The 24,687-nt window shown below is 69.5% G+C and carries 19 protein-coding genes; 16 read left to right on the forward strand and 3 right to left on the reverse strand.

Features of this window, described 5'->3' with window-relative positions:
* Positions 1-143 precede the first annotated feature (143 nt).
* The 3 genes from ASD69_RS08035 to ASD69_RS08045 all read right to left on the reverse strand — a co-directional run bounded on the left by ASD69_RS08035 (position 144) and on the right by ASD69_RS08045 (position 4,746).
* Positions 144-2,957, reverse strand: a complete 2,814-nt coding sequence (locus ASD69_RS08035; RefSeq protein WP_056176098.1) for a TonB-dependent receptor — start codon at positions 2,955-2,957, stop codon at positions 144-146.
* 152 nt (positions 2,958-3,109) lie between these two features.
* Positions 3,110-4,132, reverse strand: coding sequence for a FecR domain-containing protein (locus ASD69_RS08040; protein WP_056176101.1), 1,023 nt, complete (start codon positions 4,130-4,132; stop codon positions 3,110-3,112).
* On the reverse strand, positions 4,129-4,746 hold the full coding sequence (locus ASD69_RS08045) for an RNA polymerase sigma factor (protein WP_235567162.1): 618 nt from the start codon (positions 4,744-4,746) through the stop codon (positions 4,129-4,131). The genes ASD69_RS08040 and ASD69_RS08045 overlap by 4 nt, the downstream gene beginning before the upstream one ends.
* 318 nt (positions 4,747-5,064) lie before the next feature.
* Here ASD69_RS08045 and pyrH point away from each other — a divergent pair, with 318 nt between their 5' ends.
* The 16 genes from pyrH (at position 5,065) to ASD69_RS08125 (ending at position 24,678) form a co-directional block, all read left to right on the forward strand.
* A complete protein-coding gene (pyrH, locus tag ASD69_RS08050; protein ID WP_056176104.1) occupies positions 5,065-5,787 on the forward strand; it encodes a UMP kinase in 723 nt (240 codons plus the stop codon).
* A gap of 154 nt (positions 5,788-5,941) precedes the next feature.
* Positions 5,942-6,862: a cation diffusion facilitator family transporter gene (locus ASD69_RS08055; RefSeq protein ID WP_056176107.1), complete on the forward strand. Its 921-nt coding sequence runs from the start codon at positions 5,942-5,944 to the stop codon at positions 6,860-6,862.
* A gap of 100 nt (positions 6,863-6,962) precedes the next feature.
* Positions 6,963-7,520, forward strand: coding sequence for a ribosome recycling factor (gene frr / locus ASD69_RS08060; protein ID WP_056176110.1), 558 nt, complete (start codon positions 6,963-6,965; stop codon positions 7,518-7,520).
* A gap of 189 nt (positions 7,521-7,709) precedes the next feature.
* Entirely contained in the window at positions 7,710-8,483 is a 774-nt protein-coding gene (uppS, locus tag ASD69_RS08065; RefSeq protein WP_056176111.1) for a polyprenyl diphosphate synthase, read from the forward strand.
* Complete coding sequence (locus ASD69_RS08070; protein WP_056176114.1) at positions 8,480-9,331, forward strand: phosphatidate cytidylyltransferase; 852 nt, start codon at positions 8,480-8,482, stop codon at positions 9,329-9,331. Before uppS ends, ASD69_RS08070 begins: the two co-directional genes overlap by 4 nt.
* Positions 9,332-9,333: 2 nt before the next feature.
* Complete coding sequence (locus ASD69_RS08075) at positions 9,334-10,500, forward strand: 1-deoxy-D-xylulose-5-phosphate reductoisomerase (RefSeq protein ID WP_056176118.1); 1,167 nt, start codon at positions 9,334-9,336, stop codon at positions 10,498-10,500.
* A gap of 32 nt (positions 10,501-10,532) precedes the next feature.
* On the forward strand, positions 10,533-11,894 hold the full coding sequence (gene rseP, locus ASD69_RS08080; protein WP_056176122.1) for an RIP metalloprotease RseP: 1,362 nt from the start codon (positions 10,533-10,535) through the stop codon (positions 11,892-11,894).
* Positions 11,895-11,989: 95 nt separating this feature from the next.
* A complete protein-coding gene (bamA, locus tag ASD69_RS08085; RefSeq protein WP_056176744.1) occupies positions 11,990-14,467 on the forward strand; it encodes an outer membrane protein assembly factor BamA in 2,478 nt (825 codons plus the stop codon).
* Between the two features lie 25 nt (positions 14,468-14,492).
* The gene (gene lpxD / locus ASD69_RS08090) at positions 14,493-15,530 is read left to right on the forward strand and encodes a UDP-3-O-(3-hydroxymyristoyl)glucosamine N-acyltransferase (RefSeq protein ID WP_056176125.1); all 1,038 of its coding nucleotides are present in this window, start codon (positions 14,493-14,495) and stop codon (positions 15,528-15,530) included.
* Positions 15,527-15,982, forward strand: a complete 456-nt coding sequence (gene fabZ / locus ASD69_RS08095) for a 3-hydroxyacyl-ACP dehydratase FabZ (RefSeq protein WP_056176128.1) — start codon at positions 15,527-15,529, stop codon at positions 15,980-15,982. Before lpxD ends, fabZ begins: the two co-directional genes overlap by 4 nt.
* A gap of 8 nt (positions 15,983-15,990) precedes the next feature.
* The gene (gene lpxA, locus ASD69_RS08100; protein ID WP_056176131.1) at positions 15,991-16,773 is read left to right on the forward strand and encodes an acyl-ACP--UDP-N-acetylglucosamine O-acyltransferase; all 783 of its coding nucleotides are present in this window, start codon (positions 15,991-15,993) and stop codon (positions 16,771-16,773) included.
* Between the two features lie 287 nt (positions 16,774-17,060).
* Positions 17,061-18,284, forward strand: a complete 1,224-nt coding sequence (gene lpxB / locus ASD69_RS08105) for a lipid-A-disaccharide synthase (protein ID WP_082576338.1) — start codon at positions 17,061-17,063, stop codon at positions 18,282-18,284.
* Positions 18,277-18,930, forward strand: coding sequence for a ribonuclease HII (rnhB, locus tag ASD69_RS08110; RefSeq protein ID WP_056176132.1), 654 nt, complete (start codon positions 18,277-18,279; stop codon positions 18,928-18,930). Before lpxB ends, rnhB begins: the two co-directional genes overlap by 8 nt.
* 297 nt (positions 18,931-19,227) lie before the next feature.
* Positions 19,228-19,857, forward strand: a complete 630-nt coding sequence (locus tag ASD69_RS08115; RefSeq protein WP_056176135.1) for a hypothetical protein — start codon at positions 19,228-19,230, stop codon at positions 19,855-19,857.
* Positions 19,858-20,032: 175 nt separating this feature from the next.
* Positions 20,033-23,557, forward strand: coding sequence for a DNA polymerase III subunit alpha (gene dnaE / locus ASD69_RS08120; RefSeq protein WP_056176138.1), 3,525 nt, complete (start codon positions 20,033-20,035; stop codon positions 23,555-23,557).
* A 161-nt stretch (positions 23,558-23,718) separates the two neighbouring features.
* Entirely contained in the window at positions 23,719-24,678 is a 960-nt protein-coding gene (locus tag ASD69_RS08125) for an acetyl-CoA carboxylase carboxyltransferase subunit alpha (RefSeq protein ID WP_056176141.1), read from the forward strand.
* Positions 24,679-24,687: the final 9 nt, after the last annotated feature.

The following is a 24,687-nucleotide window of genomic DNA, read 5'->3' on the forward strand; positions in this document are numbered from 1 at the left end:
ACGCGACCCCTGATAGGAAATAACGCAAGCGCGCCGGGTCCCCCTACCCTGGCGCATCGCCGGCCCCGTGCCGTCTTCGCTGTATTCAACGCGAAATGCGCTAAAAAGATGCCAACACGCGTAAACGAAACACCTACCGTACGTCAGAAGCGGTAAGCCGCGCTCAGCAGGAAGTAGCGACCGCGCGGATCGTCGTAGGCGATGTCGTAACCGCCCTTGCTGACGTCGTAGTTGACCGGCGTGCGATCGCCGAGGTCGTGCACGTTGAGCGAGAAGCGCCAACGTTCGACGTTGTAGTCGAGGTTGAGATCGAGCGTGGTCGAGCCAGGATTGCGGCAGCGGCCGGCCAGCACGTAGAGCTTGTCGCAGTCCTGGCCGGGCTGCCCGATCCGCGACGAGCCCAGCGCGCGCGCGTTCACGGTAGTGCTCCAGTTGCCGTAGGCCCATTGCAGCCCGGCCAAGGCGGTGCGATCGGGCGCGCCGTAGCCGGCGTAGTCCAACACCGGATTCTCGGTATCCACGCGCCGCGACAGCTGATCGAGATAGTTGCCGGCCAAGCGCAGCGTAAAGCGTCCCCAGCGCTGGGTTTGCACGCGGTACTCGGCATCGAACTCCCATCCGCGCACGTGGGTTTCGCCGATGTTGTCGTAATAGTCCTGCACGCCGATCAGATCGCCTTCGTCGTCGCGCTTGGCCGCGCGCGTCGACATGAGGTCGCCGGCCAGGCCGTTCACCACCGTGATCTCGTTGCGGCGGCGGATGTCGAAATGATCCAGGGCCAGACTGAAGCGGGAATTCGGCGCCCACACCAGGCCCAAGGTGTAGCTGCGCGAGGTTTCCGGCTTGAGGTCGGTGTTCTCGAACGCGCTGCGCGAGACCACACATTGGGTTTCGCCGTTCGGGCCGACGATGGGGTTGTCGCAGGGTCCGAATCCCTGCGTGTTCTGCACCACCGCGGACTGATCCGCCACGTTCGGACGCCGCAGTTCGTACAACGAGGGCGCGCGATAACCGGTCGCCCAGGTGCCGCGGAAGGTCAGAGTATCCAGCGCGTTCCACTTCAGGCCCAGCTTGGGCGAAAGCTTGTGGCGGTAGCCCTCGCGGTAATCGGCGCGCAGTGCGAATTCGCCCTGCAGGTGCGAGGCCAGAGGCGCGCTGAGTTCGGCGTAGAGCGAGGCGGTGCCCTGGTTCTCGTCGACGCGCACTTTGGGCGGACTGAGCGCGACGTCGTGTTCGACCATGCGCGGGTCGGGCCGGTTGTCCAGCGAATCGCGGCCCAGCTCCAGGCCGGCGGCCACGCGCGTGGGACCGGCCGGCAGCGAGAACCAGGGGCCGTTGACGCCCACCGTGACCTGGTCGAGCTCTGCCTTGCCGCGCGCGATCAAGCGGGGCGAGAACGCGGCCATGGTCTCGGGACTGTTACGAGTGTTGAAGCGATAGCTGAGGTTGCCGACCAGCTCATAGAACGCGCTCAAGCTGACCAAGCCGTCGATGCGGTTGACCACCGAGTTCTCGTGGTGGGCGTAGGCCGCGCTCCACTCCCAATCGCCGCGGTAGCTCTTGATGCCCACGCTCAGATCGACGGTTTGGGCCACGCTGCGGGTGCGGATCTGTCCGGCGTCGTAGAAGGCGTAGTACAGCGAGGTCATCTCGCCCGGATAGAACGCGTCCGGATGCTCCTCCGGCAAGCTCACGTTGGCGTAAAACGGCGCACCCAGCAGTTGCTGCGACACCTCGCCCACGCGCAGATCGGCGTAGGCCTCGGTGTCGGCGCCGAAGGGCTGGCGCCAGTGGGCGTAGAACGAAGTGCGCTCGGACTCCGGCTGCAGGCTGATCTGCTTGGCGGTGTCGAGAATGCAGCGGCCCTGGCGGTCGCGGTACTGGCGCGGACAGGCCCACCAGAAATTATTGGTTTCGTAACCGATATAGCCCAGCGGTATTCGCCAATCGCCAAGGCCGTCGGCGCTGCGATCCATGGTCCGCCACGAGCGCTGCGCGCCGGACAGGCCGTCCTGCTGGAAGTAGTCGGCGCTGAGGAACAGGTTGCCGCCGCGCTTGAGGTCCACGCCGGAGCTGACCGAGATGCGCCGCTGCTTGGCGTCGTTGCGGTCGGACACGCCCAGGCGCGCGATCACCTCCGAGCCCTGCTGGTCCTTCTTCAGGATGATGTTGACCACGCCGGCCATGGCGTCGGCGCCGTAGATCGCCGAGGCGCCGCCGCGGATGATCTCGATGCGCTCGACGATGCTCAGCGGGATCCCGTCCAGATCGGTCAGGCCGCCCAGATCGGCCGAGATCAGGCCGTAGTTGGCGATGCGCTGGCCGTCGACCAGGAACAAGGTGGCGCGCGGGCCCAGGGCGTTGAGGCTGGTGGTGGCCGCGGCCGCGAACGGCTGCTGATAGGGCTGCCCGCCCTCGGCCGCCACCGCGACCGGGTGATGGCCGACCATGCCGGGCTGGAAGCGCAGCAGTTCGAACAGGGTCTGGTGGCCGCTGGCCTCGATTTCCTCGCGGCCGATCAGGGTCATCGGCGAGACCGGCACCGATTCCAGGTCGCTGCGCGGGATGTGACTACCGGTGACGTGGACCGGGCCCAGGTTGGTGGGCTCTTCGATCCGCGGCGGCGGTGGCGGCAGCGGGCGCGGCGGCTTGGGTTTGGCCACGGCCGCCGGCGGCGGCGCCAACTGCAGCAGGAAGGTGTCGTCATTGACCCGGACCGCGCGCAGGCCGCTGCCCTGCAGCAGGCGCTCCAGCGCCTGCGCCGGCGGCAGTTCGCCGCGCAGGCCGGCGCTGCGCTTGCGCGCGACCAGGGCCGGGGCGTACAGAATCTGGACCCGGCTCTGAGTGGCCAGGGACTGCAGGGCGTCGTCCAGCGCGCCGGGCTGGATCGCGAAACGAGTCGGCGCCGAAGGCGCGGCCGCAGCGGTCTGCGTGCCCTGCGCAGCGAGGCACAACAAGAACGCACTCGAGATGGCTAACGTGTGCCTAACTTTGGCCATTCATCCGGTGCGTCTATCCCCCTAACCGGCCACCATACGGAAGCCTGCGTAGGCCTGCAACGCGACGCCACTATTGGTTGCGAAAGCTCGGGGCCGATCCGATCCGGGCGTCACTGGCGCGCGGTCTGGAGCACGATCTCGTGCTCGCCCACGCGCCGCGCCTGCAGCGCCCAGCCGCGTTCCAGGGCCGCCAGCAGCGCCTCCTGATCGTCGATGTGGAACACGCCGCTGACCTTGAGCGCGCCCAGCGCCGGCTGCTCCAGCCGCAGTTGGGTCTTGGAGTAGCGGTTCATCTCGTCCAGCAGCTGGTCGAGACGGCGGTTCTTGAACACCAGGTCGCCGCGCGGCCAGGCCTGGGCCACGGCCAGGTCCAGCGGCCGCTTGGGCGCCAGCGTGCCGCCGCTCTCGATGCGGACCTGCTCGCCCGGGGCCAGGGTACTGGTGACGCGGGTGGCGCCGGCGCCGCCGACCGCCACTTCGACCTCGCCCTCGATCAGGCCGACGTCGACCGCGCCGCCGTCGCGACTGACCTGGAAGGTGGTGCCGATGTCGCGGATGGTGCCGCCGCCGGCCTTGACCAGGAACGGACGCGGGCCGCGCCGGTTGTCGCTGTCGCGGCCGACCGCGAACTGGACCCGGCCCTGGGCGACCTCGACGGTGCGGCTGTCGCGGTCGAAACGCGTGGTTACCGCGCTGTGGGTGTCCAGCAGCAGGGTGGTGCCGTCGCTGAGGGCGATGGTGCGCTGCTCGCCGATCGCGGTGACGTAGCGGTCGGTCTGCACCGGCGGCGCGCGCTGGATCCACGCCGCCACGCCGATCGCCACCGCCAGGGTCGCGGCGATCGCCGCGCCCGGGGCCAGCCAGGGATGGAAGCGGCTGCGGGTCGCCGCGCTGTCGCGCCGCGCCGCGCGGGCGGCCGCGCGCAACAGGTCGTCGTCGCCCAACTGGGCCGACAGCAGATGGATCTGCTCGACCTCGCGGTAGTCGCGGGCGTTGGCCGGCGACTGCGCCAGCCAGCGCTCGAACGCCTCGCGGTCGTGGGTGTCGCTGTCGGGCGCGTTCAGGCGCGCCACCCAGGCCTCGGCCTGGTCCTGATCGTCGTATCGGTTGGAATTCGCGCTAGCCGTATTCATGCGCCACCTGTCGTGTCTGACAGATTTTCCCGCAGACGCAAGCGCAACAGCACCAGCGCACGGCCGATATGTTTCTCCACAGCCTTGACGGAGATCCCACAATGGCGCGCGATCTCGGTATAGCTCATGCCTTCGATGCGGTTGAGCAGGTAGACCTGCCGGCACTTGGTCGGCAGCCGCAGGATCGCCTCACGCACGCGCGCCAGCTCCTGTTGGTTGGCCACGCGCTGGTCGTGGGCGAGATCCGCCGACGGCAGGCCGTGGAAATGCTGGTCGAAGCTCACGTGCGCGGACGCGTGCTGGCTCTGCTGGCGGCGGCCGCGGTCGTTGAGCTCGTTCATCGCGATCCGGTACATCAGCAGCTTGAGCTGCTCGGCCGGCTGGCCGCGGTAGCGCATCAGCCGGACCAGGCTTTCCTGGGCGATGTCCTTGGCGTCTTCCTCGCCGGTGCGCTTGCACAGGAAACGGATCAGCGCATCGCGGTGCTCGAGCACGAAACGCTCGAAGCCGTCGTCGGCGCGCGGGTAGGTCTCCGGACGGCCGGGCGCGGGGCGGTCCGGCGCGGGCGGATCCGGGAAGACGTCCATCTGGGCCTGGTGCACGGGGCGGGCCAAGGCCTAAACCACCGCCGTGGCGCGCCGGGGGCGCGGCCGACCGCGGCCTGTGGCGCCGGTCGCTGTGCTGGAAACCTGATCGTTCATCTGCACCTGGCCCCTGTTGCGGGTTGCTTGGTAGCGCCGGAGCGGCCGCGCGGGGCGGCGAACCGGCATGCGCTAGCTTTGTAACATGGAATCCGCTATGTCAAAGGCTGGCGCCAGGCTATGCGCAAGCCGGCGTAGCGCGACGCCGATCGCAATCCGGCAAGCTGGCCCGGCTCGTGGAACCCGCCCCACTCGGCTAGAATCGCTGGGTTTGCTCACCCGGAGGTCCCTATGTCCCAGCTCGCCTGTCGCCGTGTCCTGCTCAAGTTGTCCGGCGAGGCGCTGATGGGGGACGAGGACTACGGCATCGACCCCAAGGTGATCGGCCGGCTCGCGCGCGAGGTGGTCGAGGCCCAGCACGCCGGTGCCGAGGTCGCCCTGGTGATCGGCGGCGGCAACATCTTCCGCGGCGCCGGCCTGGCCGCCGGCGGCATGGACCGGGTCACCGGCGACCAGATGGGCATGCTGGCCACCGTCATCAACGCCCTGGCCATGCAGGACGCGCTGGAGAAGTTGGGCGCCAAGGCGCGGGTGATGAGCGCGATCAAGATCAACGACGTCTGCGAGGACTACATCCGCCGGCGCGCGATCCGCCACCTGGAAAAGGGCCGTCTGGTGATCTTCGCCGCCGGCACCGGCAACCCCTTCTTCACCACCGACTCGGGCGCCGCGCTGCGCGCGATCGAGATCGGCGCCGACCTGTTGCTGAAGGCGACCAAGGTCGACGGCGTGTACGACAAGGACCCCAAGAAGCACAGCGACGCGGTTCGCTACGACAAGCTCAGCTACGACCAGGTGATCGCGCGCGATCTGCAGGTGATGGACACCGCCGCGTTCGCCCTGTGCCGCGACAGCGACCTGCCGCTGCGCATCTTCGACATGAGCCAGCCGGGCGTGCTGCTGCGGATTTTGCGCGGCGAGAATATCGGTACGTTGGTGCAGGGGCGCGGGTAAAAGCAAATCCCCCTAACCCCCCTTTTGCAAAGGGGGGGAACCTGCGACGAAGGGGGATATGAAGCTCCCCTCATCGGATGAGGAAGCGGGCTCACATGGCGCCGTCGGCGCTGCTGTAATAGTGTCCCCGCGCGCCGCGTGACACGATCGCGGCATGCACTCGCACAGCCACGATCACGCCGCGAACGGCACCCGCGCGTTCGCCTTCATCACCCTGATCAACCTCGCCTACACGGCGATCGAGGCCGGCTACGGCTTCGCCACCAATTCGCTGGCGCTGCTGTCCGACGCCCTGCACAACCTCGGCGACGTGCTCGGCCTGGGCCTGGCCTGGGGCGCGGCGGTGCTGGCCAAGCGCGCGCCCACCGACCGTCACACCTACGGCTGGCGCCGCGCCACCCTGCTCTCGCCGCTGGCCAACGCGCTGCTGCTGGTCGCGTTCTCCGGCGCCCTGGCCTGGGAAGCGATCCGCCGCTTCAGCGCGCCGCCCGAGATTCCGGCCCTGCCGGTGATGGTGGTGGCCGCGCTGGGCATCGCGGTCAACCTCGGCGCGGCCTGGTTCGTGCGCGACGGCCACGCCCAGGACCTCAACCGCCGCGGCGCCTTCCTGCATCTGGTCGCCGACGCCGCGGTGTCGCTGGCCGCGGTGCTGGCCGGCGCCGGCATGTGGTGGCTGGGCTGGGCCTGGCTGGATCCGGTGATCGCACTGCTGATCGGCGTGGTGGTCGCGGTGGGCGCGTTCGGGCTGCTACGCGAAAGCTTCAACGCGGCCATGGACGCGGTGCCGCGCGGCATCGACCAGGCCCAGGTCGCGGCCTTCCTGGCGCAGCAGCCGGGGGTGACCGCGGTGCACCATCTGCATATCTGGTCGCTGGGCGCGGGCGAGATCGCGATGACCGCGCACCTGGTGCGCCCCGACGACGCCGACCACGACGCCTTCATCGACCGCCTCAACCACGAACTCGACCGGCGCTACGGCATCAACCACCCGACCCTGCAGGTCGAACACGGGCGCGCCTGCGAGCACGATCGCCACGACCGCGCGCCGCACGGCGAACACTCGCACGAGCATTGAGGCCGGGCCCGCGCCGGGGCCCCTGGACCGCTGCGGGCCGCAAAAGCGGCCCGGGCCTATATAATCCCGCGATTACCGTTCATAAGGACCGGAGCCGGCGATGCTCAACGACATCAAGAAAGACGCCCAGACCCGCATGGCCAAAAGCGTCGAAGCGTTTCGCCACGACCTGACCCGGGTCCGCACCGGCCGCGCCTCGACCGCGCTGGTGGACCATCTGAAGGTCAATTACTACGGCTCCGACATGCCGCTGTCGCAGGTCGCCAGCGTCGCCATCTCGGATGCGCGCACGCTGATGATCACGCCCTGGGAAAAGCAGATGGTCGGCCCGGTCGAGAAAGCGATCCTGGCCTCGGACCTGGGCCTGACCCCGAACACCGCCGGCACCGTGATCCGGATCAACCTGCCCGCCCTCACCGAGGAGCGCCGCAAGGAACTGAGCAAGCACGTGCACAGCGAAGGCGAGACCGCCAAGGTCGCGATCCGCAACATCCGCCGCGACGCCAACCACCAGGTCAAGGAGCTGCTGAAGGACAAGCAGATCACCGAGGACGAGGCCGGCCGCAGCGAAACCGATATCCAGAAGATCACCGACAGCGCGATCAAGGACGTCGACGAGGTGATCAAGGCCAAGGAACAGGAACTGATGGCGGTCTGAGCCCGTGCCGGCCGCGCAAGCCCGCCTGCGCGCGGCCGCGCCCCGGCCGGCATCGAACTTTCGCCGGCGCCGCCGGTCCGCTACTGACCTGCTCGGGCAGGCCCGGCACGCCGGGCCCGCGACGGCGCACCGCGCCACCGCCCCGAACCCGCTTACTTGAACCCGCTTCCAGGTCCCGCCGCCGGCTCCATGCCTTCCGATCCCGCCCACGCCGCGCCGCGCGTCCCGCGCCACCTCGCCGTCATCATGGACGGCAACGGCCGTTGGGCCGAGCGCCGCCGTCGTCCGCGCATCATCGGCCACCGCGCCGGCGCGCGCGCGGTCGACGTCTGCATCGATTTCTGCATCGCGCGCGGGATCCACGCCCTGACCCTGTTCGCCTTCTCCAGCGAGAACTGGGGCCGGCCCGAGGACGAGGTCGGGGCGCTGATGAAGCTGTTCCTCAACGCCCTGGAACGCGAGGTCGACGAGCTCGACCGGCGCGGCGTGCGAGTGCGCTTCATCGGCGAACGCGAGCGCTTCGCCGCGCCGATCCGCGAGCGCATGGCCGCGGCCGAGCGCCAGACGCTGAACAACGACGTCCTGCACCTGACCGTGGCCGCCAGCTACGGCGGGCGCTGGGACATCGCCCAGGCCGCGCGTTCGCTGGCCCAGGACGTGGCCGCCGGCCGGCTGGCGCCGGAGGCCATCGACGAGGCCGCCCTGGGCGCGCGCATGGCCCTGGCCGACCTGCCGGCGCCGGACCTGTTCATCCGCACTGGCGGCGACACCCGGATCAGCAATTTCCTGCTCTGGCAGCTGGCTTACACCGAGTTGTGGTTCACCGATGCGTTGTGGCCGGAACTGGATGCGGCCACACTCCAGCGCGCCCTGGACGACTTCGCCGGCCGGGAACGCCGTTACGGCCTGACCGGCGCGCAGATCGCCGCGCGCACCCACGACACCGACGAGACCGCTGAATGACCCGAACCCGCCTGCTCGCCGCGTTGGTGATGGCCCCGATCGCGATCGCGGCGATCCTGCTGCTGCACACCCCCTGGGTGATGGCGCTGGCCGCGGTGCTGTTCCTGATCGGGTTGTGGGAATGGTTCGACCTGGCCGAAATCGAGGACACCCTGTCGCGCACCGTGCTGCTGGCGGCCAACCTGGCGCTGATGGTGGCGATCGTCTGGGCCTCGCGCTCGGGCGCGCCCGAAATCGCCGGCGTGCCCTCGATGGTGCTGTTCAAGATCGCCTCGCTGGTCGGCGTGATCTGGTGGCTGCTGGCCCTGCTTTGGCTGCAGCGTTATCAATTCGCGAGCAATCACGAGTCCTACGCGCGCGCGTTCAAGCTCGCCGCCGGCACCCTCAGCGTGATTCCGGCCTGGTGCGCGCTGGCCTGGATCCATGCCGGCCAGCCCAACGGCCACCGCTGGCTGCTGACCGCGCTGGCGATCGTGTGGGCCGCCGACAGCGGCGCCTATTTCGCCGGGCGCAAGTTCGGTCGCCTCAAACTGGCGCCGCGGGTCAGCCCCAACAAGACCATCGAAGGCGTGGTCGGCGGCGTGCTCGCCGGCGTCGCGGTCGGTATCGCCTTCGCCAGCTTCGCCGGCGCCCAGCCCTATCAGCTGCCGGCGGTGGCGCTGGTCGCGTTCGTGGCGGTGCTGTTCTCGGTGGTCGGCGACCTGTTCGAGAGCCTGCTCAAGCGCCATGCCGGGGTCAAGGATTCCGGTCATCTCATTCCCGGCCACGGCGGCATCCTCGATCGCGTCGATGGCGTGCTCGCGGCGCTGCCGGTCTTCGCGCTCGGCAAGGCCGTGCTGGACTTCTGAACATGCAGCACATCGCCGTACTCGGCGCGACCGGCTCCATCGGCACTTCGGCCCTGGACGTGATCGCGCGCCATCCCGAGCGCCTGCGCACCAGTGTGCTCGCCGCCGGCGCGCGCGTCGACGACTTGCTGACGCTGTGCGAGCGCCACCGACCCGCGCATGCGGTGATCGCCGACGCCGCGTGCTACGCCGCGCTGCGCGACGGCCTGCGCGCGCGCGGCCTGGACACCCAGGCGCACTGCGGCGACGAGGCCCTGGTCGCGCTGGTCTCCGGCGACGCCTGCGACACCGTGGTCGCGGCCATCGTCGGCGCGGCCGGCCTGGATTCCACCCTGGCCGCGGCGCGCGCCGGCAAGCGCCTGCTGCTGGCCAACAAGGAATCGCTGGTGCTGGCCGGCGAGCTGCTGATGCGCGCCGCGCACGAAGCCGGCGCCACCATCGTGCCGATCGACAGCGAGCACAACGCGATCTTCCAATGCCTGCCCGATGCGCACGCGCATGCCGGGTTGGCGCGGATCCTGCTCACCGCCTCGGGCGGGCCGTTCCGCGGCCGCGACCGCGCATCCCTGGCCCAGGTCACCCCGGAACAGGCGGTCGCGCATCCGAAGTGGTCGATGGGCCCGAAGATCTCGGTCGACTCGGCCACGCTGATGAACAAGGGCCTGGAAGTGATCGAGGCCCACCACCTGTTCGGCGTGTCCGGCGAGCGCATCCAGGTGCTGGTGCATCCGCAAAGCCTGGTCCATTCGCTGGTCGAATTCGTCGACGGCTCGACCCTGGCCCAGCTCGGCCTGCCCGACATGCGCACCGCGCTGGCGGTGGGCTTCGGCTGGCCGGAGCGGATCGCCTCGGGCGTGTCCGGACTGGACCTGCTGGCACACGGGCGGCTGGACTTCGAACCGCCGGACCTGGACGCCTTTCCCTGCCTGGGCCTGGCTTTCGCGGCCCTGAGCGCGGGCGGCACCGCCCCGGCGGTGTTGAACGCCGCCAACGAAGTGGCGGTTTCAGCGTTTCTTCAGCGGCGTATCGGTTTCCTAGCGATACCGGCGCTGGTCGAGGACACCCTCGCCGCGCTCCCCTCCACCCCGGCGACCTCGCTGGCGGCCCTGCGCGATGCCGATGCGCAGGCGCGCCGGTACGCCGCGCAAGCCATCGATGACAAGGCGTAGCGCATGGGCCTGACCCCAAGAGTGGAACTCCCATGAGCGAATTCATCGGCTCGGTCTGGTGGCTGCTGGTCAGCCTGGGCGTGCTCGTGACCTTCCACGAGTTCGGCCATTACTGGGTCGCGCGCCGCAGCGGGGTCAAAGTGCTGCGCTTCTCGGTCGGCTTCGGCAAGCCGCTGTGGATGCGCCGCAACCGCCACGGCACCGAGTTCGCGATCGCCGCGATTCCGCTGGGCGGCTACGTCAAGATGCTCGACGAGCGCGAGGGCGACGTCGATCCGGCCGAGGTCGCGCAGGCCTTCAATCGGCAGAGCGTGTTCAAGCGCATCGCGATCGTGGCCGCCGGCCCGATCGCCAACCTGATCCTGTGCGTGGCGCTGTTCTGGCTGATGTTCGTGATCGGCCGCCCGGACTTCGCGCCCGCGGTCGGCAAGGTCGAGGGCCTGGCCGCGCAGTCGGGCCTGAGCCGCGGCGACATCATCGTCGCGGTCGGCGACCGCGCCACCCCCACCACCAGCGAAGCCGCGCTGGCCCTGCTGTCGGCGGCGCTGGACCGCAGCGACGTGCCAGTGCAGGTGCGCGGCGAGGACGGCCGCGAGGCCACCCGCACCCTGCGCCTGTCGAAGCTGCCGGCCGATATCGACGAACGCCAGTTGCTCAACCACACCGGCCTGATCTGGCGCCATCAGCTGACGCCGGCGGTGATCGGCCGCGTGCTGCCCGACCGCCCGGCCTGGGGCGTGCTCGCCGAAGGCGACCGCGTGACCGCGATCGACGGCGAGCCGGTCGCGTCCTGGGGCGACATCGGCGGCCTGGTCGATGCGCTGGGCAAGCGCGGCGGCGAGGCCATGGTCGAAGTGCAGCGCGGCGGCGACCGCCTGGCGTTCCCGCTGACCCCGTTGAAGGCCAAGAATCCCGAAACCGGCAAGCAGCAATGGCTGCTGGGCCTGGAAGTGGCCAAGGGCGAGCCCCAGCCCGATGCGGTGCTGCGCTACGGCCCGATCGACGCGATCCCCGCCGCGTTCCGCGAAATGGGCCGTCAGACCCAGGACATGGTGGCGATGATCGGACGTGCGTTCAGCGGCCGTCTATCGGTGCAGAACACCGTCGCCGGCCCGATCACCATCGCCCGAGCCGCCAACGGCCATGCCCAGCACGGTCCGGCGTGGTACCTGCAGATGCTGGCCCTGCTGTCGCTGAGCCTGGGAATCCTGAACCTGCTGCCGATCCCGATCTTGGACGGCGGTCACCTGCTGTATTACCTTATCGAGCTGGTCAAGGGCAGCCCGGTCAGCGAGCGCGTTATGGCCGCCGGCCAGTATGTCGGCCTGGCGCTGATCGTCAGCCTGATGGGTTTGGCGTTCTACAACGACATCGTGAACAACCTGGTGCGCTGATGCCGGCCCTGCCTATCGACCCGATGCCTCGATCGCTCGAAGCCTCGAACCGGCGCCCCGTTACGGGCGTCAACGAACCCCAACCGGACGTAATGATGACGCGAACCCCTCCTCGCCGCATGCTCGCCCTCGCCCTCGCCTCGGCGCTGACCTCGGCCGCGGCAGCTCCAGCGTTGGCGCAGTCGGCCGACCCGTTCGCGCTACCCGGCGCGCCGGCCCCGGCCCCGGCACCGGCAGCGGGTTCGTTCACCGTCAGCGACATCCGCGTCGACGGCCTGCAACGCATCTCCGCCGGTACGGTGTTCACCTACCTGCCGATCGAGCGCGGCGACACCATGGACGGCGCCAAGGCCGGCGACGCGATCCGCGCGCTGTACAAGACCGGCTTCTTCGAGGACGTGCAGGTCGGCCGCCAGGGCACCATCGTCGTGGTCACCGTGACCGAGCGTCCGGCGATCAACAAGCTGACCCTGACCGGCAACAAGGACATCAAGAGCGAAGACCTGCTGCGCGGCCTGAAGGAAGCCGGCCTGGCCGAAGGCGACACCTTCGACCGCCTGGCCCTGGACAAGGTCACCCAGGAGCTCACCAAGCAGTACAACAACCGCGGCAAGTACAACGTCGAGATCACCCCGACGGTGGCGCGCCTGGACCGCAACCGCGTCGACCTGACCATCACGGTCAAGGAAGGCAAGGCCGCCAAGATCCGCCACATCAACCTGGTCGGCAACGAGAAGTTCGCCCAGGAAGACATCGTCGGCGGCTGGGAATCGCGCGAGCACAACTGGCTCAGCTGGTACCGCCGCGACGACCAGTACTCGCGCGAGAAGCTCTCGGGCGACCTCGAGAAGCTCAACAACTACTACCTCGATCGCGGCTACGTCGACTTCAACATCGAGTCGACCCAGGTCGCGATCAGCCCCGACCGCCAGGACATGTTCATCACCGCCGGCGTCAACGAGGGCGAGCAGTACAAGGTCACCAAGGTCGAGGTCACCGGCGACACCGTGCTGCCGAAGGACCAGATCGAGCGCCTGGTGATCGTCAAGCCCGATCAGATCTTCTCGCGCCGCCTACTCGAGATCAGCTCCGACGCGATCGTCGCCACCCTGGGCAACGTCGGCTACGCGTTCGCGCAGGTCAACCCGATTCCGGACGTGGACCGCGAAGGCAAGACCGTCGCCATCAACATGCAGGTCGTGCCGGGCCCGCGCGTCAACGTGCGCCGGGTCGTGTTCAAGGGCAACACCCGCACCGCCGACGAAGTGATGCGCCGCGAAATGCGCCAGTTCGAAGGCAGCTGGTACTCGCAGGCCGCGATCGACCGCTCCAAGATCCGTCTGCAGGGCCTGGGCTACTTCGAGACCGTCGACGTCGAAACCCAGCCGGTGCAAGGCAGCAACGATCAGGTCGACGTGGTCTACAACGTCAAGGAAACCACCTCGGGCAGCTTCGTGTTCGGCCTGGGCTTCTCCCAGCTGACCGGCCTGACCACGCAGATCCAGCTGTCGCAGGCCAACTTCCTGGGCAGCGGCAACCGCGTGTCCGTGCAGGCCAGCCGCAACGACTACCTGCAGCGTTACGACTTCTCGTACACCAACCCGTACTTCACCGACGACGGCATGTCGCTGGGCTACAACCTGTGGTGGCGCGAGTTCGACAACTCCGACTACAACACCGCCCAGTACTCCACCACCAGCGGCGCGGCGCAGGTCGTGCTGGGGCTGCCGATCACCGAGACCGACACCGTCTCGGCGATGTTCGGCATCGACAGCAACGAGATCCTGACCAGCCGCGGCGGCACCGCCTTCAGTCTGGTCGACTACATCGACGCCCTCGGCACGCGCACCTTCCACGCCTGGCGCGCGGAGTTCGGCTGGTCGCGCAACTCGCTGGACAACCTGCTGACCCCGACCCGCGGCCTGCAGCAGCGCGTCTGGCTGGAAATGACCCTGCCCGGCTCGACCGTCGAGTACTACAAGCTCAACTACAACATCTCCAAGTTCTGGCCGATCTCGCGCCACTTCGTGCTCAACACCCGCGCCGAACTCGGCTACGGCGACAGCTACGGCGACGCGGTCACGCGCGTGATTCCGGACCCGGACGGCGCCGGTCCGCTGACCGGTCGCACGGTCACCGCCGACGGCCTGCCGTTCTTCGAGAACTTCTACGCCGGCGGCGTGCGCTCGGTGCGCGGCTTCACCGACAACACCCTGGGTCCGCGCGAAGGCCCGTCGCCGGGCAGCACCTTCACCCAGCCGATCGGCGGTTCGTTCAAGACCGTCGGCTCGCTGGAAATGTACTTCCCGACCCTGCTGGACACCCCGCAGGCGCGCGTGTCGGCCTTCATCGACGTCGGCAACGTCTACAAGAATTACGACGAATTCGACGCCGGCGACCTGCGCGCGTCCACCGGCATCTCGCTGATGTGGCGTTCGCCGATGGGCCCGATCTCGATCAGCTACGCCTTCCCGCTGCGCAAGGAGGACGCCGTGTTCAACGCCTCCGGACAGAAGATCAAGGAAGGCGACGAGCTCGAGCGCCTGCAGTTCACCTTCGGCGGCACGTTCTGACGGCGGCGGTCGCGCCGGGCGCCCCGTGTTGACGCCTGATTACACCGCCCGCGAATTGGCCGAGCGTTTCGCGCTCGGCCTGCGCGGCGACGGCGAGGCGCGCGTGCGCGGCGTCGGCACGCTGGCGCGCGCGCATGCCGATCAGCTCGCGTTCCTGGCCAATCCCAAGTACCGCGGCCAACTGGCCGACAGCGGCGCCGGCGTGGTGGTGATGCGCGAGGACGACGCCGACGGCTATGCCGGCACCGCCCTGATCGCGCGCGATCCCTACGTCGCCTTCGCCCATCTAGCCGCGCTGTTCGAACCGCGTCCGCTACGCGAGGCCGGCATCCACCCTTCCGCCGCGATCGACCCCAGCGCCCAGATCGCCGACGACGCCCACATCGGCGCCTTCGTCAGCATCGGCGCGCGCAGCCGGGTCGAATCCGGCGCCAGCGTCGGTCCCGGCTGCGTGATCGGCGACGACTGCGTGGTCGGCGCCGGCAGCGAACTGGTCGCGCGCGTCACCCTGGTCACCCGCGTGCGCCTGGGCCGACGCGTGCTGATACACCCCGGCGCGGTGCTCGGCGCCGACGGCTTCGGCCTGGCCTTCGAGCGCCTGCCCGACAGCGAGCCGCACTGGATCAAGGTGCCGCAGCTGGGCGGCGTGTCGATCGGCGACGACTGCGAGATCGGCGCCAACACCACCATCGACCGCGGCGCGATCGAGGACACCGTGCTCGAGGACGACGTCCGCCTCGACAACCAGATCCAGATCGGCCACAACGTCCATATCGGCGCCCACAGCGCCATGGCCGGCTGTTCGGCCGTGGCCGGCAGCGCCCGCATCGGCCGCTACTGCATGATCGGCGGCGCCGCCGGCGTGCTCGGCCACCTGGAGATCTGCGACCGGGTCACGGTCACCGCCATGAGCCTGGTGACCAGTTCGATTCGCGAGCCCGGCGAGTATTCCTCGGGCACCCCGTTGATGGACAATCGCAGCTGGCGTAAGAACGCCGCCCGCTTCAAGCAGCTCGACGCGCTCGCACGGCGGGTGGCGGCTGCCGACAAGGAACCGAAATGAGCCAACCCGTGCAACTCCCGATCGACGTGCCCGCGATCCAGCATTTGCTGCCGCACCGCTATCCCTTCCTGCTGGTCGACCGCGTGGTCGAGTTCGAGCCGCACAAGCGCGTGCTCGCCTACAAGAACGTGACCGCGAACGAGCCCTTCTTCAACGGCCACTTCCCCGGCCACCCGGTGATGCCGGGCGTGCTGGTGGTCGAGGCCCTGGCCCAGGCCGGCGGCATCCTGACCCAGCTGTCGACCCAATCCAGCGCCGATGGACGCCTGTTCTACCTGGTCAAGATCGACGGCGCCAAGTTCGTCAAGATGGTCGTCCCCGGCGACCGCCTGGAGCTGGACGTGACCGTCAAGCGCATGATCCGCAACGTCGCCATCTACACCGGCATCGCCCGCGTCGACGGCGAGCAGGTGGCCTGCGCCGAGATCGTCTGCGCCGAGTCCAAGGCCTGAGCGTACGCATGAGCGATCTGATCCACTCCAGCGCGGTGATCGAGCCGGGCGCCAAGCTCGGCGCCGGCGTGCGCGTGGGCGCCTTCAGCTACATCGGCGACGAGGTCGAGATCGGCGACGGCACCGAAATCGGGCCGCATTGCGTGATCCGCGGCCCGACCCGGATCGGCCGCGACAACCGCTTCATCGGCCAGTGCGCGATCGGCGGCGAGCCGCAGGACAAGAAGTTCGCCGGCGAACGCACCGAGCTGGTGATCGGCGACCGCAACACCTTCCGCGAGTTCGTCACCGTCAACCGCGGCACCGGCAACGGCGGCGGCGCAACCCGCATCGGCGACGACAACTGGCTGCTGGCCTACGTCCACGTCGCCCACGACTGCGCGGTCGGCAATCAGTGCGTGTTCTCCAACAACGCGACCCTGGCCGGCCACGTCGAGGTCGGCGATCACGTGATCCTCAGCGGCTTCGCCGGCATCCATCAGTTCTGCCGCATCGGCGCGCACGCCTTCATCGGCATGGGCGCGTTCGTCAACGGCGACGTGCCGCCGTTCGTGATGGTTGCCCAGGACGGTTACGGCCGTCCGCGCGGCATCAACAGCGAAGGCCTCAAGCGTCGCGGTTTCGACGCCGAGCGCATCGCCGCGATCAAGCGCGCCTACCGCGCCCTCTACATGTCCGGCACTTCCCTGGAGGAAGCGCGCGGCAAGCTGATCGCGCTGGCCGGCGACAGCGACGACGTGCGCGCGCTGCTGGCCTTCATCGACGCCGGCGAGCGCCCGCTGCTGCGCTGAGCCGAGCGCGGTCCGGCGCGGTTGCCGGGTGGCGCCGGCCCGTGCAGCCCACCCTTCTCCGGTCCGGCACCGCTGCCATGGCGGTCGCGACCATCGCGGCGTGACCGCCTGCCGCTCGGAAGCGGACCGCCATCACCTGCTTTGGCAGGATGTGACCCACTAGGACGACGATGGCCGCCCGGCAGGGCACAATGCCGCCGACAGCTCAGCCCCCGAGCTGAAGCCCGTGGCGCGCTGTGTGTTCGAGCGCGCGCCCTACGAGCACGTACTGGAGCGCCACTCGCCCGATGAACGCCACCGCCCCTGCCGCCGCCATCGACGACATCTTCCCGGCCCCGCCGCCGCCCCCGCTGCGCATCGCCCTGGTCGCGGGTGAGGCTTCGGGCGACCTGCTCGGCGCCGGCCTGATCGCCGAGCTCAAGCGCCGCCACCCGGGCGCGCTGTTCGTCGGCATCGGCGGCGAGCAGATGCAGGAAGCCGGCCTGGACGCGTGGTACGACGCCTCCGAACTGGCGGTGATGGGCCTGGTCGAAGTGCTCAAGCATCTGCCGCGCCTGCTGCGCCTGCGCGGCGAGTTGCGCAAGCGCGTGCTCGACTGGAAGCCGGACGTGTTCATCGGCATCGACGCGCCCGACTTCAATCTCGGCGTGGAGCGTTGGCTCAAGCAGCGCGGGGTGAAGACGGTGCACTACGTGAGCCCCTCGGTCTGGGCCTGGCGCGAGAAGCGCGCCGAGAAGATCGGGCAATCGGCCGATCGCGTGCTGTGCCTGTTTCCGATGGAGCCGGCGATCTACGCGCGCCACGGCGTCGACGCGCGTTTCGTCGGCCACCCGCTGGCCGACGAAATGCCGCTGCATCCCGATCGCGATGAGGCGCGCATGTGCCTGGGCCTGGACGACGAGGCGCCGGTGCTGGCCCTGCTGCCCGGCTCGCGGGTCGGCGAAGTCGAACGCCTGAGCGGCGATTTCCTCGCCGCCGCCGCGCGCCTGCGTGCGGCCGAACCGCGCCTGAGCATCGTCGCGCCGATGGCCAACGCGCAGGCGCGTGCCGCATTCGAGCGCGTGCTGGCCGCGCATCCGGATGCGGCCGCGTTGCGCCCGGCGCTGCACGTCACCGACGGCGGCGCGCGCACGGTGATGACGGCCTGCGACGTGGTCCTGCTGGCGTCCGGCACCGCCACCCTGGAAGCGATGCTGGCCAAGCGCCCGATGGTGGTCGCCTACAAGATCGCGCCGCTGACCTACACCCTGGTCAAGACCTTCGGCCTGCTCAAGACCGACACCTATTCGCTGCCCAACGTGCTGGCCGGCGAACGCGTGGTGCCGGAGCTGATGCAGGCCGACTGCACGCCCGAGAAACTGGCCGCAGCCACGCTCGCGCTGCTGCGCGACGCCGGCCGCGCCAGCACGCTGCCGGCGCGCTTCGAACAGATCCACCTCAGCCTGCGCCGCGACGCCTCCGCGCGCGCCGCCGACGCGGTCGCCGACCTGCTGCCCAGCGGCCATGGCTAAGGCGAGCGGCCAACTCGCGCTGGACCTGAGCCTGGCCCGCGGCGCCCAACGCATCGCCGGCGTCGACGAGGCCGGGCGCGGCCCGCTCGCCGGCCCGGTGGTGGTGGCCGCGGTGGTGCTGGGCCCGGGCCGCACGCCGGTCAACGGACTGGACGATTCCAAGCAGCTCAGCGCCGAGCGCCGCGAAGCGCTGTACGCGCGCATCGTCGAACGCGCCGTGGCCTGGAGCGTGGTCTACGTCGAGGTCGAGGAAATCGACCGCATCAACATCTTCCAGGCCACCCTGGCCGGCATGCGGCGCGCGGTCGAGGCGGTCGCGCATGCGGCCGAACTGGCGCGCATCGACGGCAACGCCCTGCCGCGCGGCCTGCCCTGCCCGGCCGAGGCCCTGATCGGCGGCGACGCGCGCGACCGCGCGATCATGGCCGCCTCGATCCTGGCCAAGGTCGCGCGCGACCGCCACATGCGCGAGCTGCACGCGCAATGGCCGCAATACGGTTTCGACGAACACAAGGGATACGGCACGCCCGCGCACCTGGCCGCATTGGCCGCGCACGGCCCCTGCCCGCAGCACCGCCGCAGCTTCGCGCCCGTGCGCGCGGCGCTGGCGTTACAGCCGTTGGTCGGAACGGTCGCGGTTGGCTGACGGAAAGGGCGAGTCCGTCGAACCGCTGGCGACTGCCCGCGCGGGCTGAAAACAAATCCCCTCGATCCCCCTTTTTTCAAAGGGGGAGACCGGCGCCGCGATTTCCAGCCTCTGCGGCTGGCGCGCCGACCGCCCGTCGGCTGAACAGCCCATACCTGCCCTAGGTCACGGCGACTTTCCGCAGGTGCGATCACCCTAGGCAACCACGCATGCTGCCGCGGCATCTCTAAGGATGAGGGTCGACGCACTCCGGCCGTGCCCGACGCCCGCCCCCATGGCCGGAACCGGAGGTGCTCCATGCGCATGCCCCATCCGACCCCGACTTCCCAGCCCCTGCCGTTCGAGTCCGACCGCGCCCCGGTGCCGTCGCTGGAACCGGCCATGGCGGTCACGCCCGCGGCGATCGCCGCCTTCGACGCCCTGGTGCACGAACTCCACCCCGATGCCGCGCGCGTCGACGCCACCCGCCTGCAACGCCTGGCCACCTGGTTGAGCGCGATGCCCAAGGAGGACGCGCGCGCCGTGGTCGATCAACGTCTGCAACGCCTGCAGGAATTGCGCGCGATGCTGGCCGACCCCGACTGGGACTGCGAGCCCGGCGTGCGTGCGCGCCTGGACAAATTGCTGGCCTATGTCGACGACGGCGACGACCTGATCCCGGACCGGATTCCGCTGCTGGGCCTGCTCGACGACGTGCTGCTGATCGAACTGGCCTGGCCCGCCTTCGCCGAGGAGGCCGAGGACTACCGCGACTTCTGCGCCTACCGCGAACTCCGCCATCCGCACGCCAACGGCGCCGAGCTGCGCGCGTCCTGGGTGCGCGAGCGCCTGGACGAGATCGCCCTGCTGCAACAGCGCGTGCGCGTCCACGAACACCACTACGCACCGGCCTTCCATGCCGCGCAGTCGCCGTTCCGGGTGACCTGAAGCGAGCGCGTTCGAGCCGGCCTGGAGCGCTCGAACGCACACGAAAGCGCGGCGATCGGCGCGCAACGGCGCCGATTCGCGCGCTCCCGCGCGCGCCAGGCGCGGCCGCCGCGATGTCAAGCCTTGTACGCGGCGGCCGGGCTGCTAACCTGCTGGCTGTCACGCCGGTTGTCGCATGTCCGCACGCTTCGTTCATCTCCACCTGCACAGCGAGTATTCGCTGGCCGACTCGACGATCCGCATCGACGAGTTGGTCAAACGCTGCGCGAGCCTGGGTCAGCCCGCGGTCGCCCTGACCGACCTCGACAACCTGTTCGCGACGGTCAAGTTCTACAAGGCCGCCGAGAGCGCGGGCCTGAAGCCCATCATCGGCGCCGACGTCGGCTTGGCCGACGGCAACGAAACGCCCTCGCGCATGACCCTGCTGTGCCGCGACCGCGGCGGCTACCTGACCCTGTCGCGCCTGCTCAGCCGCGCCTGGCTGGAAGGCCACCGCGTCGACGGCGTGGTGCTGCGCCCGGAATGGCTGCGCGAGGACAACGGCGGCCTGTTCGCTTTGGCCGGCCGCCACAGCCTGGGCGGGCGCCTGGCGATCGGCGGCCGCCACGAACTGGCCGAAGCCTGGATCGCCGACTGGCAGAGCGTGCTCGACGACCGCCTGCACCTGGAGCTCACGCGCAGCCGCCGCGACGGCGAGGACGCGTTCAACGCCTTCGCCCTGCACGCCTCCAGCAAGCGCGGTCTGGCCGTGGTCGCCAGCAACGACGCGCGCTTCCTCGACCGCGACGGTTTCGAAGCCCACGAGGCGCGCGTGTGCATCGCCTCGGGCCGCGTGCTCGACGATCCCAAGCGCCCGCGCGACTACAGCGAAGAGCAGTACCTGAAATCGTCCGAGGAGATGGCCGAGCTGTTCGCCGACATCCCCGATGCGATCGACAACGCAGTGGCGCTGGCGACGCGCTGCAACGTCGAACTCAAGCTGGGCGAGTACGCCCTGCCGGCGTTCCCGGTGCCCAGCGAGCACACCATCGAGAGCTGGCTGCGCAACTCCGCGCGCGAGGGCCTGGAAAAGCGCCTGGAGAAGGCCCCGCTGGCGGACGGCAAGAGCCGCCAGGACTACGACGACCGGCTCGAGATCGAGCTCGACGTCATCATCAAGATGGGCTTCCCCGGCTACTTCCTGATCGTCGCGGACTTCATCAACTGGGCCAAGGACCACGGCATCCCGGTCGGTCCGGGCCGCGGTTCGGGCGCCGGCTCGCTGGTGGCCTGGGCGCTGGGCATCACCGATCTGGACCCGCTGCCCTACGACCTGCTGTTCGAGCGATTCCTCAATCCCGAACGCGTGTCGATGCCCGACTTCGACATCGACTTCTGCATGGATCGGCGCGACGAGGTGATCGACTACGTCGCCGCCAAGTACGGCCGCGACCGTGTTAGCCAGATCATCACCTACGGCACCATGGCCGCCAAGGCGGTGGTGCGCGACTCCGGACGCGTGCTCGGCCATCCCTACGGCTTCGTCGACGGCATCGCCAAGCTGATCCCGAACACCCTGGGCATCAGCCTGGACGACGCGCTGGGCAACACCGACGCGGCCAAGCAGAACCCGATGCTGGCCTCGGCCGACCTGATCGACCGCTACCGCACCGAGGACGACGTACGCGACTTGCTCGACCTGGCGTTGAGCCTGGAAGACCTGACCCGCAACGCCGGCAAGCACGCCGGCGGCGTGGTGATCGCGCCCTCGCCGCTGAGCGACTTCTGCCCGCTGTTCGCCGAACACGACGGCGAAGGCCGCGGCCGCAACCCGGTCACCCAGTTCGACAAGGACGACGTCGAAGCCGTCGGCCTGGTCAAGTTCGACTTCCTCGGCCTGCGCACGCTCACGATCATCGATTGGGCGGTGAAGGCGATCAACCTGCGCCGCGCCGCGGCCGGCGAAGCGCCGTTGGACATCACCGCGCTGGAGCTGGACGACAAGCTCAGCTACGAGCTGTTCGCGCGCGGCGACACGGTCGCGGTGTTCCAGTTCGAATCGCGCGGCATGCGCGAGCTGCTCAAGCGCGCCAAGCCCGACACCTTCGAAGACATCATCGCGCTCGCCGCGCTGTTCCGTCCCGGCCCGCTGGGCTCGGGGATGGATCGCGAATGGGTCGATCGTAAGCACGGCAACACCGAAGTCAGTTATCCGCACGCCTCGCTGGAACCCGTGCTGTCGCCGACCTACGGCGTCATCGTGTACCAGGAACAGGTGATGCAGATCGCCCAGGTGCTGGCGGGCTACACGCTCGGCGGCGCCGACATGCTGCGCCGCGCGATGGGCAAGAAGAAGCCCGAGGAAATGGCGAAGGAGCGCGCCAAGTTCGAGGCCGGTTGCGCCGAACGCGGTATTCCGGCCAAGCAGGCCAGCCCGATCTTCGACTTGATGGAGAAGTTCGCCGAGTACGGCTTCAACAAGTCGCACTCGGCCGCCTACGCCCTGGTCGCGTATCAGACCGCCTGGCTGAAGGTGCACTACCCGGCCGAATTCATGGCCGCGGTGCTGTCCTCGGACATGGACAACACCGACAAGATCGTCGGCTTCCTCGACGAAGCGCGCACCATGGGCCTGGACGTGCTGCCGCCGGACGTGGACGCCTCGGCCTACATGTTCGAGGCCAAGGACGCGCGCACCATCCGCTACGGCCTGGGCGCGGTGAAGGGCGTCGGCCGCGGCGCCTGCGAGGCCATCGTCGATGCGCGCCGCGCCGGGCCCTTCGACGATCTGCTGGATTTCTGCAAACGCGTCGACAGCGGCAAGCTCAACCGGCGCGCGCTGGAAGCGATGACCCAGGCCGGCGCCCTGGATCGGCTGGGCAAGAACCGCGCGAGCCTGATGCTGCAGCTGCCGGAGGTGCTCAAGGCCACCGACCAGCTCGCGCGCGAGCGCGACGCCGGCCAGGTCTCGCTGTTCGGCGGCTTCGAGGCGGCCGCGCCGGCGCTGCACCTGGACCTGTCGGAAGCCGACGAGTGGCCGCTGGCGCAGTTGCTGGCCGGCGAACGCGAAACCCTGGGCCACTACCTCAGCGGCCATCCCTTCGACCCCTATCGCGACGAATTGCGCGGCCTGGTCGGCAACGATCTGGGCGAGCTCGACCGGATCTGGGAGAACCGTCCCGAGAGCGCGCGCAGCGGCTGGCGCCCGGAACTGGAAGTGGTGGTGGCCGGCCAGGTCGTCGGCCTGCGCAAGAAGGGCGACAGCCAGATGTTCGTGCAGATCGAGGACGGCCGCGGCCGGCTCGAATGCGCCTTCTTCGCCGAGACCTACGGCGAGTTCGCCTCCCTGCTCGCGCGCGACCGCCTGCTGATCGTGCAGGGCGGCCTGCGCGAGGACGCCTTCAGCGGCGGCTTCGCCTTGCGCGCGCAGCGCTGCTGGGAGTACTCGCAGGTCTGCGCCAAGCACGCGCAGCGCCTGTCGATGCGCCTGGACCTGCGCGTGCCCGGCACCTGGCAACGCGTGGACGCGCTGCTGGCCAAGAACCGCCCCGGGCAGACGCCGATCCGCCTGGACCTGCTGCGCGCCGGCGCGGCCGGCATGCTCGATCTCAACGGCGGCCAGTCGGTGCGCGTGGACGCCGACCTGGTCGGCACGCTGCGCGCCCAGCCCGGCGTGCGCGCGGTCAAGCTGACCCTGGCCAAGCCCTGGGCTGGGGGCTAGAAGCGAGAAGTGAGCGTAGAGGAGTGAGGAGTGAGCAAGGGCGGTACCAGCTTTCGCCCACTCCTCACTCCTCTCCGCTCACTCCTGCCCCTCCCCCCTACCCCTCGGTACGGTCCGCCCCCCTGGGCTAGACTGTGCCCCTTTCCGGCCCCGGCCCGAGCATGAATCCGAACTACCTCGACTTCGAGCAGCCCATCGCCGACCTGGAAGCCAAGATCCAGGAACTGCGCCACGCCAACAGCGGGCCGGCGGTCGACATCGATTCCGAGATCCACGCCCTGCAGGACAAGCTGCGCCTGCGTACCGCGCAGATCTTCCGCGACCTCAGCCCCTGGCAGATCTCGCAGCTGGCCCGCCATCCGGCGCGCCCCTACACCCTGGACTACATCCGGGTGATCTGCGACGAGTTCCAGGAACTGGCCGGCGACCGCGCCTTCGCCGACGACGCCGCCATCGTCGGCGGCCTGGGCCGCATCGACGGCCGTCCGGTGGTCATCATCGGCCACCAGAAGGGCCGCGACACCAAGAGCAAGATCCGCCGCAACTTCGGCATGCCGCGCCCCGAGGGCTACCGCAAGGCGCTGCGCCTGATGAAGATGGCCGAGCGCTTCAAGCTGCCGCTGCTGACCTTCATCGACACCGCCGGCGCCTGGCCGGGCATCGACGCCGAAGAGCGCGGCCAGTCCGAGGCGATCGCGCGCAACCTGCTGGAAATGGCCGAACTCAAGATCCCGGTGATCTGCACCGTGATCGGCGAAGGCGGCTCCGGCGGCGCGCTCGCGATCGGCGTCGGCGACCGCACCCTGATGCTGGAATACAGCACCTACTCGGTGATCACGCCCGAAGGCTGCGCCTCGATCCTGTGGAAGACCGCCGAGAAGGCCAAGGACGCCGCGGAGCAACTGGGCCTGACCGCCAAGCGCCTGTTCGAGCTGGGCCTGATCGACAAGATCGTGCGAGAGCCGATCGGCGGCGCCCACCGCAACCCCAAGCAGATGGCCACCCGCCTCAAGGCCGTGCTGCTGAACGAGCTCGACGCCCTGGAACAGATCCCGGCACCGGAACTGCTGCAGCGCCGCTACGAGCGCCTGCGCGGCTACGGGGCTTACGAGGCCGCGTAAGCGCGCGGC

The organism is Lysobacter sp. Root604, from assembly GCF_001427505.1.
In the GTDB taxonomy this organism is placed as follows: Bacteria; Pseudomonadota; Gammaproteobacteria; order Xanthomonadales; family Xanthomonadaceae; genus Lysobacter.

Bases quoted from the DNA above. Each gene is read 5' to 3' on its own strand.
- ASD69_RS08125 (WP_056176141.1), top strand. From the start codon at position 23,719: ATGAATCCGAACTACCTCGACTTCGAGCAGCCCATCGCCGACCTGGAA.
- frr (WP_056176110.1), top strand. From the start codon at position 6,963: ATGCTCAACGACATCAAGAAAGACGCCCAGACCCGCATGGCCAAAAGC.
- ASD69_RS08055 (WP_056176107.1), top strand. From the start codon at position 5,942: ATGCACTCGCACAGCCACGATCACGCCGCGAACGGCACCCGCGCGTTC.
- fabZ (WP_056176128.1), top strand. From the start codon at position 15,527: ATGAGCCAACCCGTGCAACTCCCGATCGACGTGCCCGCGATCCAGCAT.
- ASD69_RS08115 (WP_056176135.1), top strand. From the start codon at position 19,228: ATGCGCATGCCCCATCCGACCCCGACTTCCCAGCCCCTGCCGTTCGAG.
- pyrH (WP_056176104.1), top strand. From the start codon at position 5,065: ATGTCCCAGCTCGCCTGTCGCCGTGTCCTGCTCAAGTTGTCCGGCGAG.
- lpxB (WP_082576338.1), top strand. From the start codon at position 17,061: ATGAACGCCACCGCCCCTGCCGCCGCCATCGACGACATCTTCCCGGCC.
- lpxA (WP_056176131.1), top strand. From the start codon at position 15,991: ATGAGCGATCTGATCCACTCCAGCGCGGTGATCGAGCCGGGCGCCAAG.
- uppS (WP_056176111.1), top strand. From the start codon at position 7,710: ATGCCTTCCGATCCCGCCCACGCCGCGCCGCGCGTCCCGCGCCACCTC.
- ASD69_RS08040 (WP_056176101.1), bottom strand. From the start codon at position 4,132: ATGAATACGGCTAGCGCGAATTCCAACCGATACGACGATCAGGACCAG.
- ASD69_RS08075 (WP_056176118.1), top strand. From the start codon at position 9,334: ATGCAGCACATCGCCGTACTCGGCGCGACCGGCTCCATCGGCACTTCG.
- rnhB (WP_056176132.1), top strand. From the start codon at position 18,277: ATGGCTAAGGCGAGCGGCCAACTCGCGCTGGACCTGAGCCTGGCCCGC.
- bamA (WP_056176744.1), top strand. From the start codon at position 11,990: ATGACGCGAACCCCTCCTCGCCGCATGCTCGCCCTCGCCCTCGCCTCG.
- rseP (WP_056176122.1), top strand. From the start codon at position 10,533: ATGAGCGAATTCATCGGCTCGGTCTGGTGGCTGCTGGTCAGCCTGGGC.
- dnaE (WP_056176138.1), top strand. From the start codon at position 20,033: ATGTCCGCACGCTTCGTTCATCTCCACCTGCACAGCGAGTATTCGCTG.
- ASD69_RS08070 (WP_056176114.1), top strand. From the start codon at position 8,480: ATGACCCGAACCCGCCTGCTCGCCGCGTTGGTGATGGCCCCGATCGCG.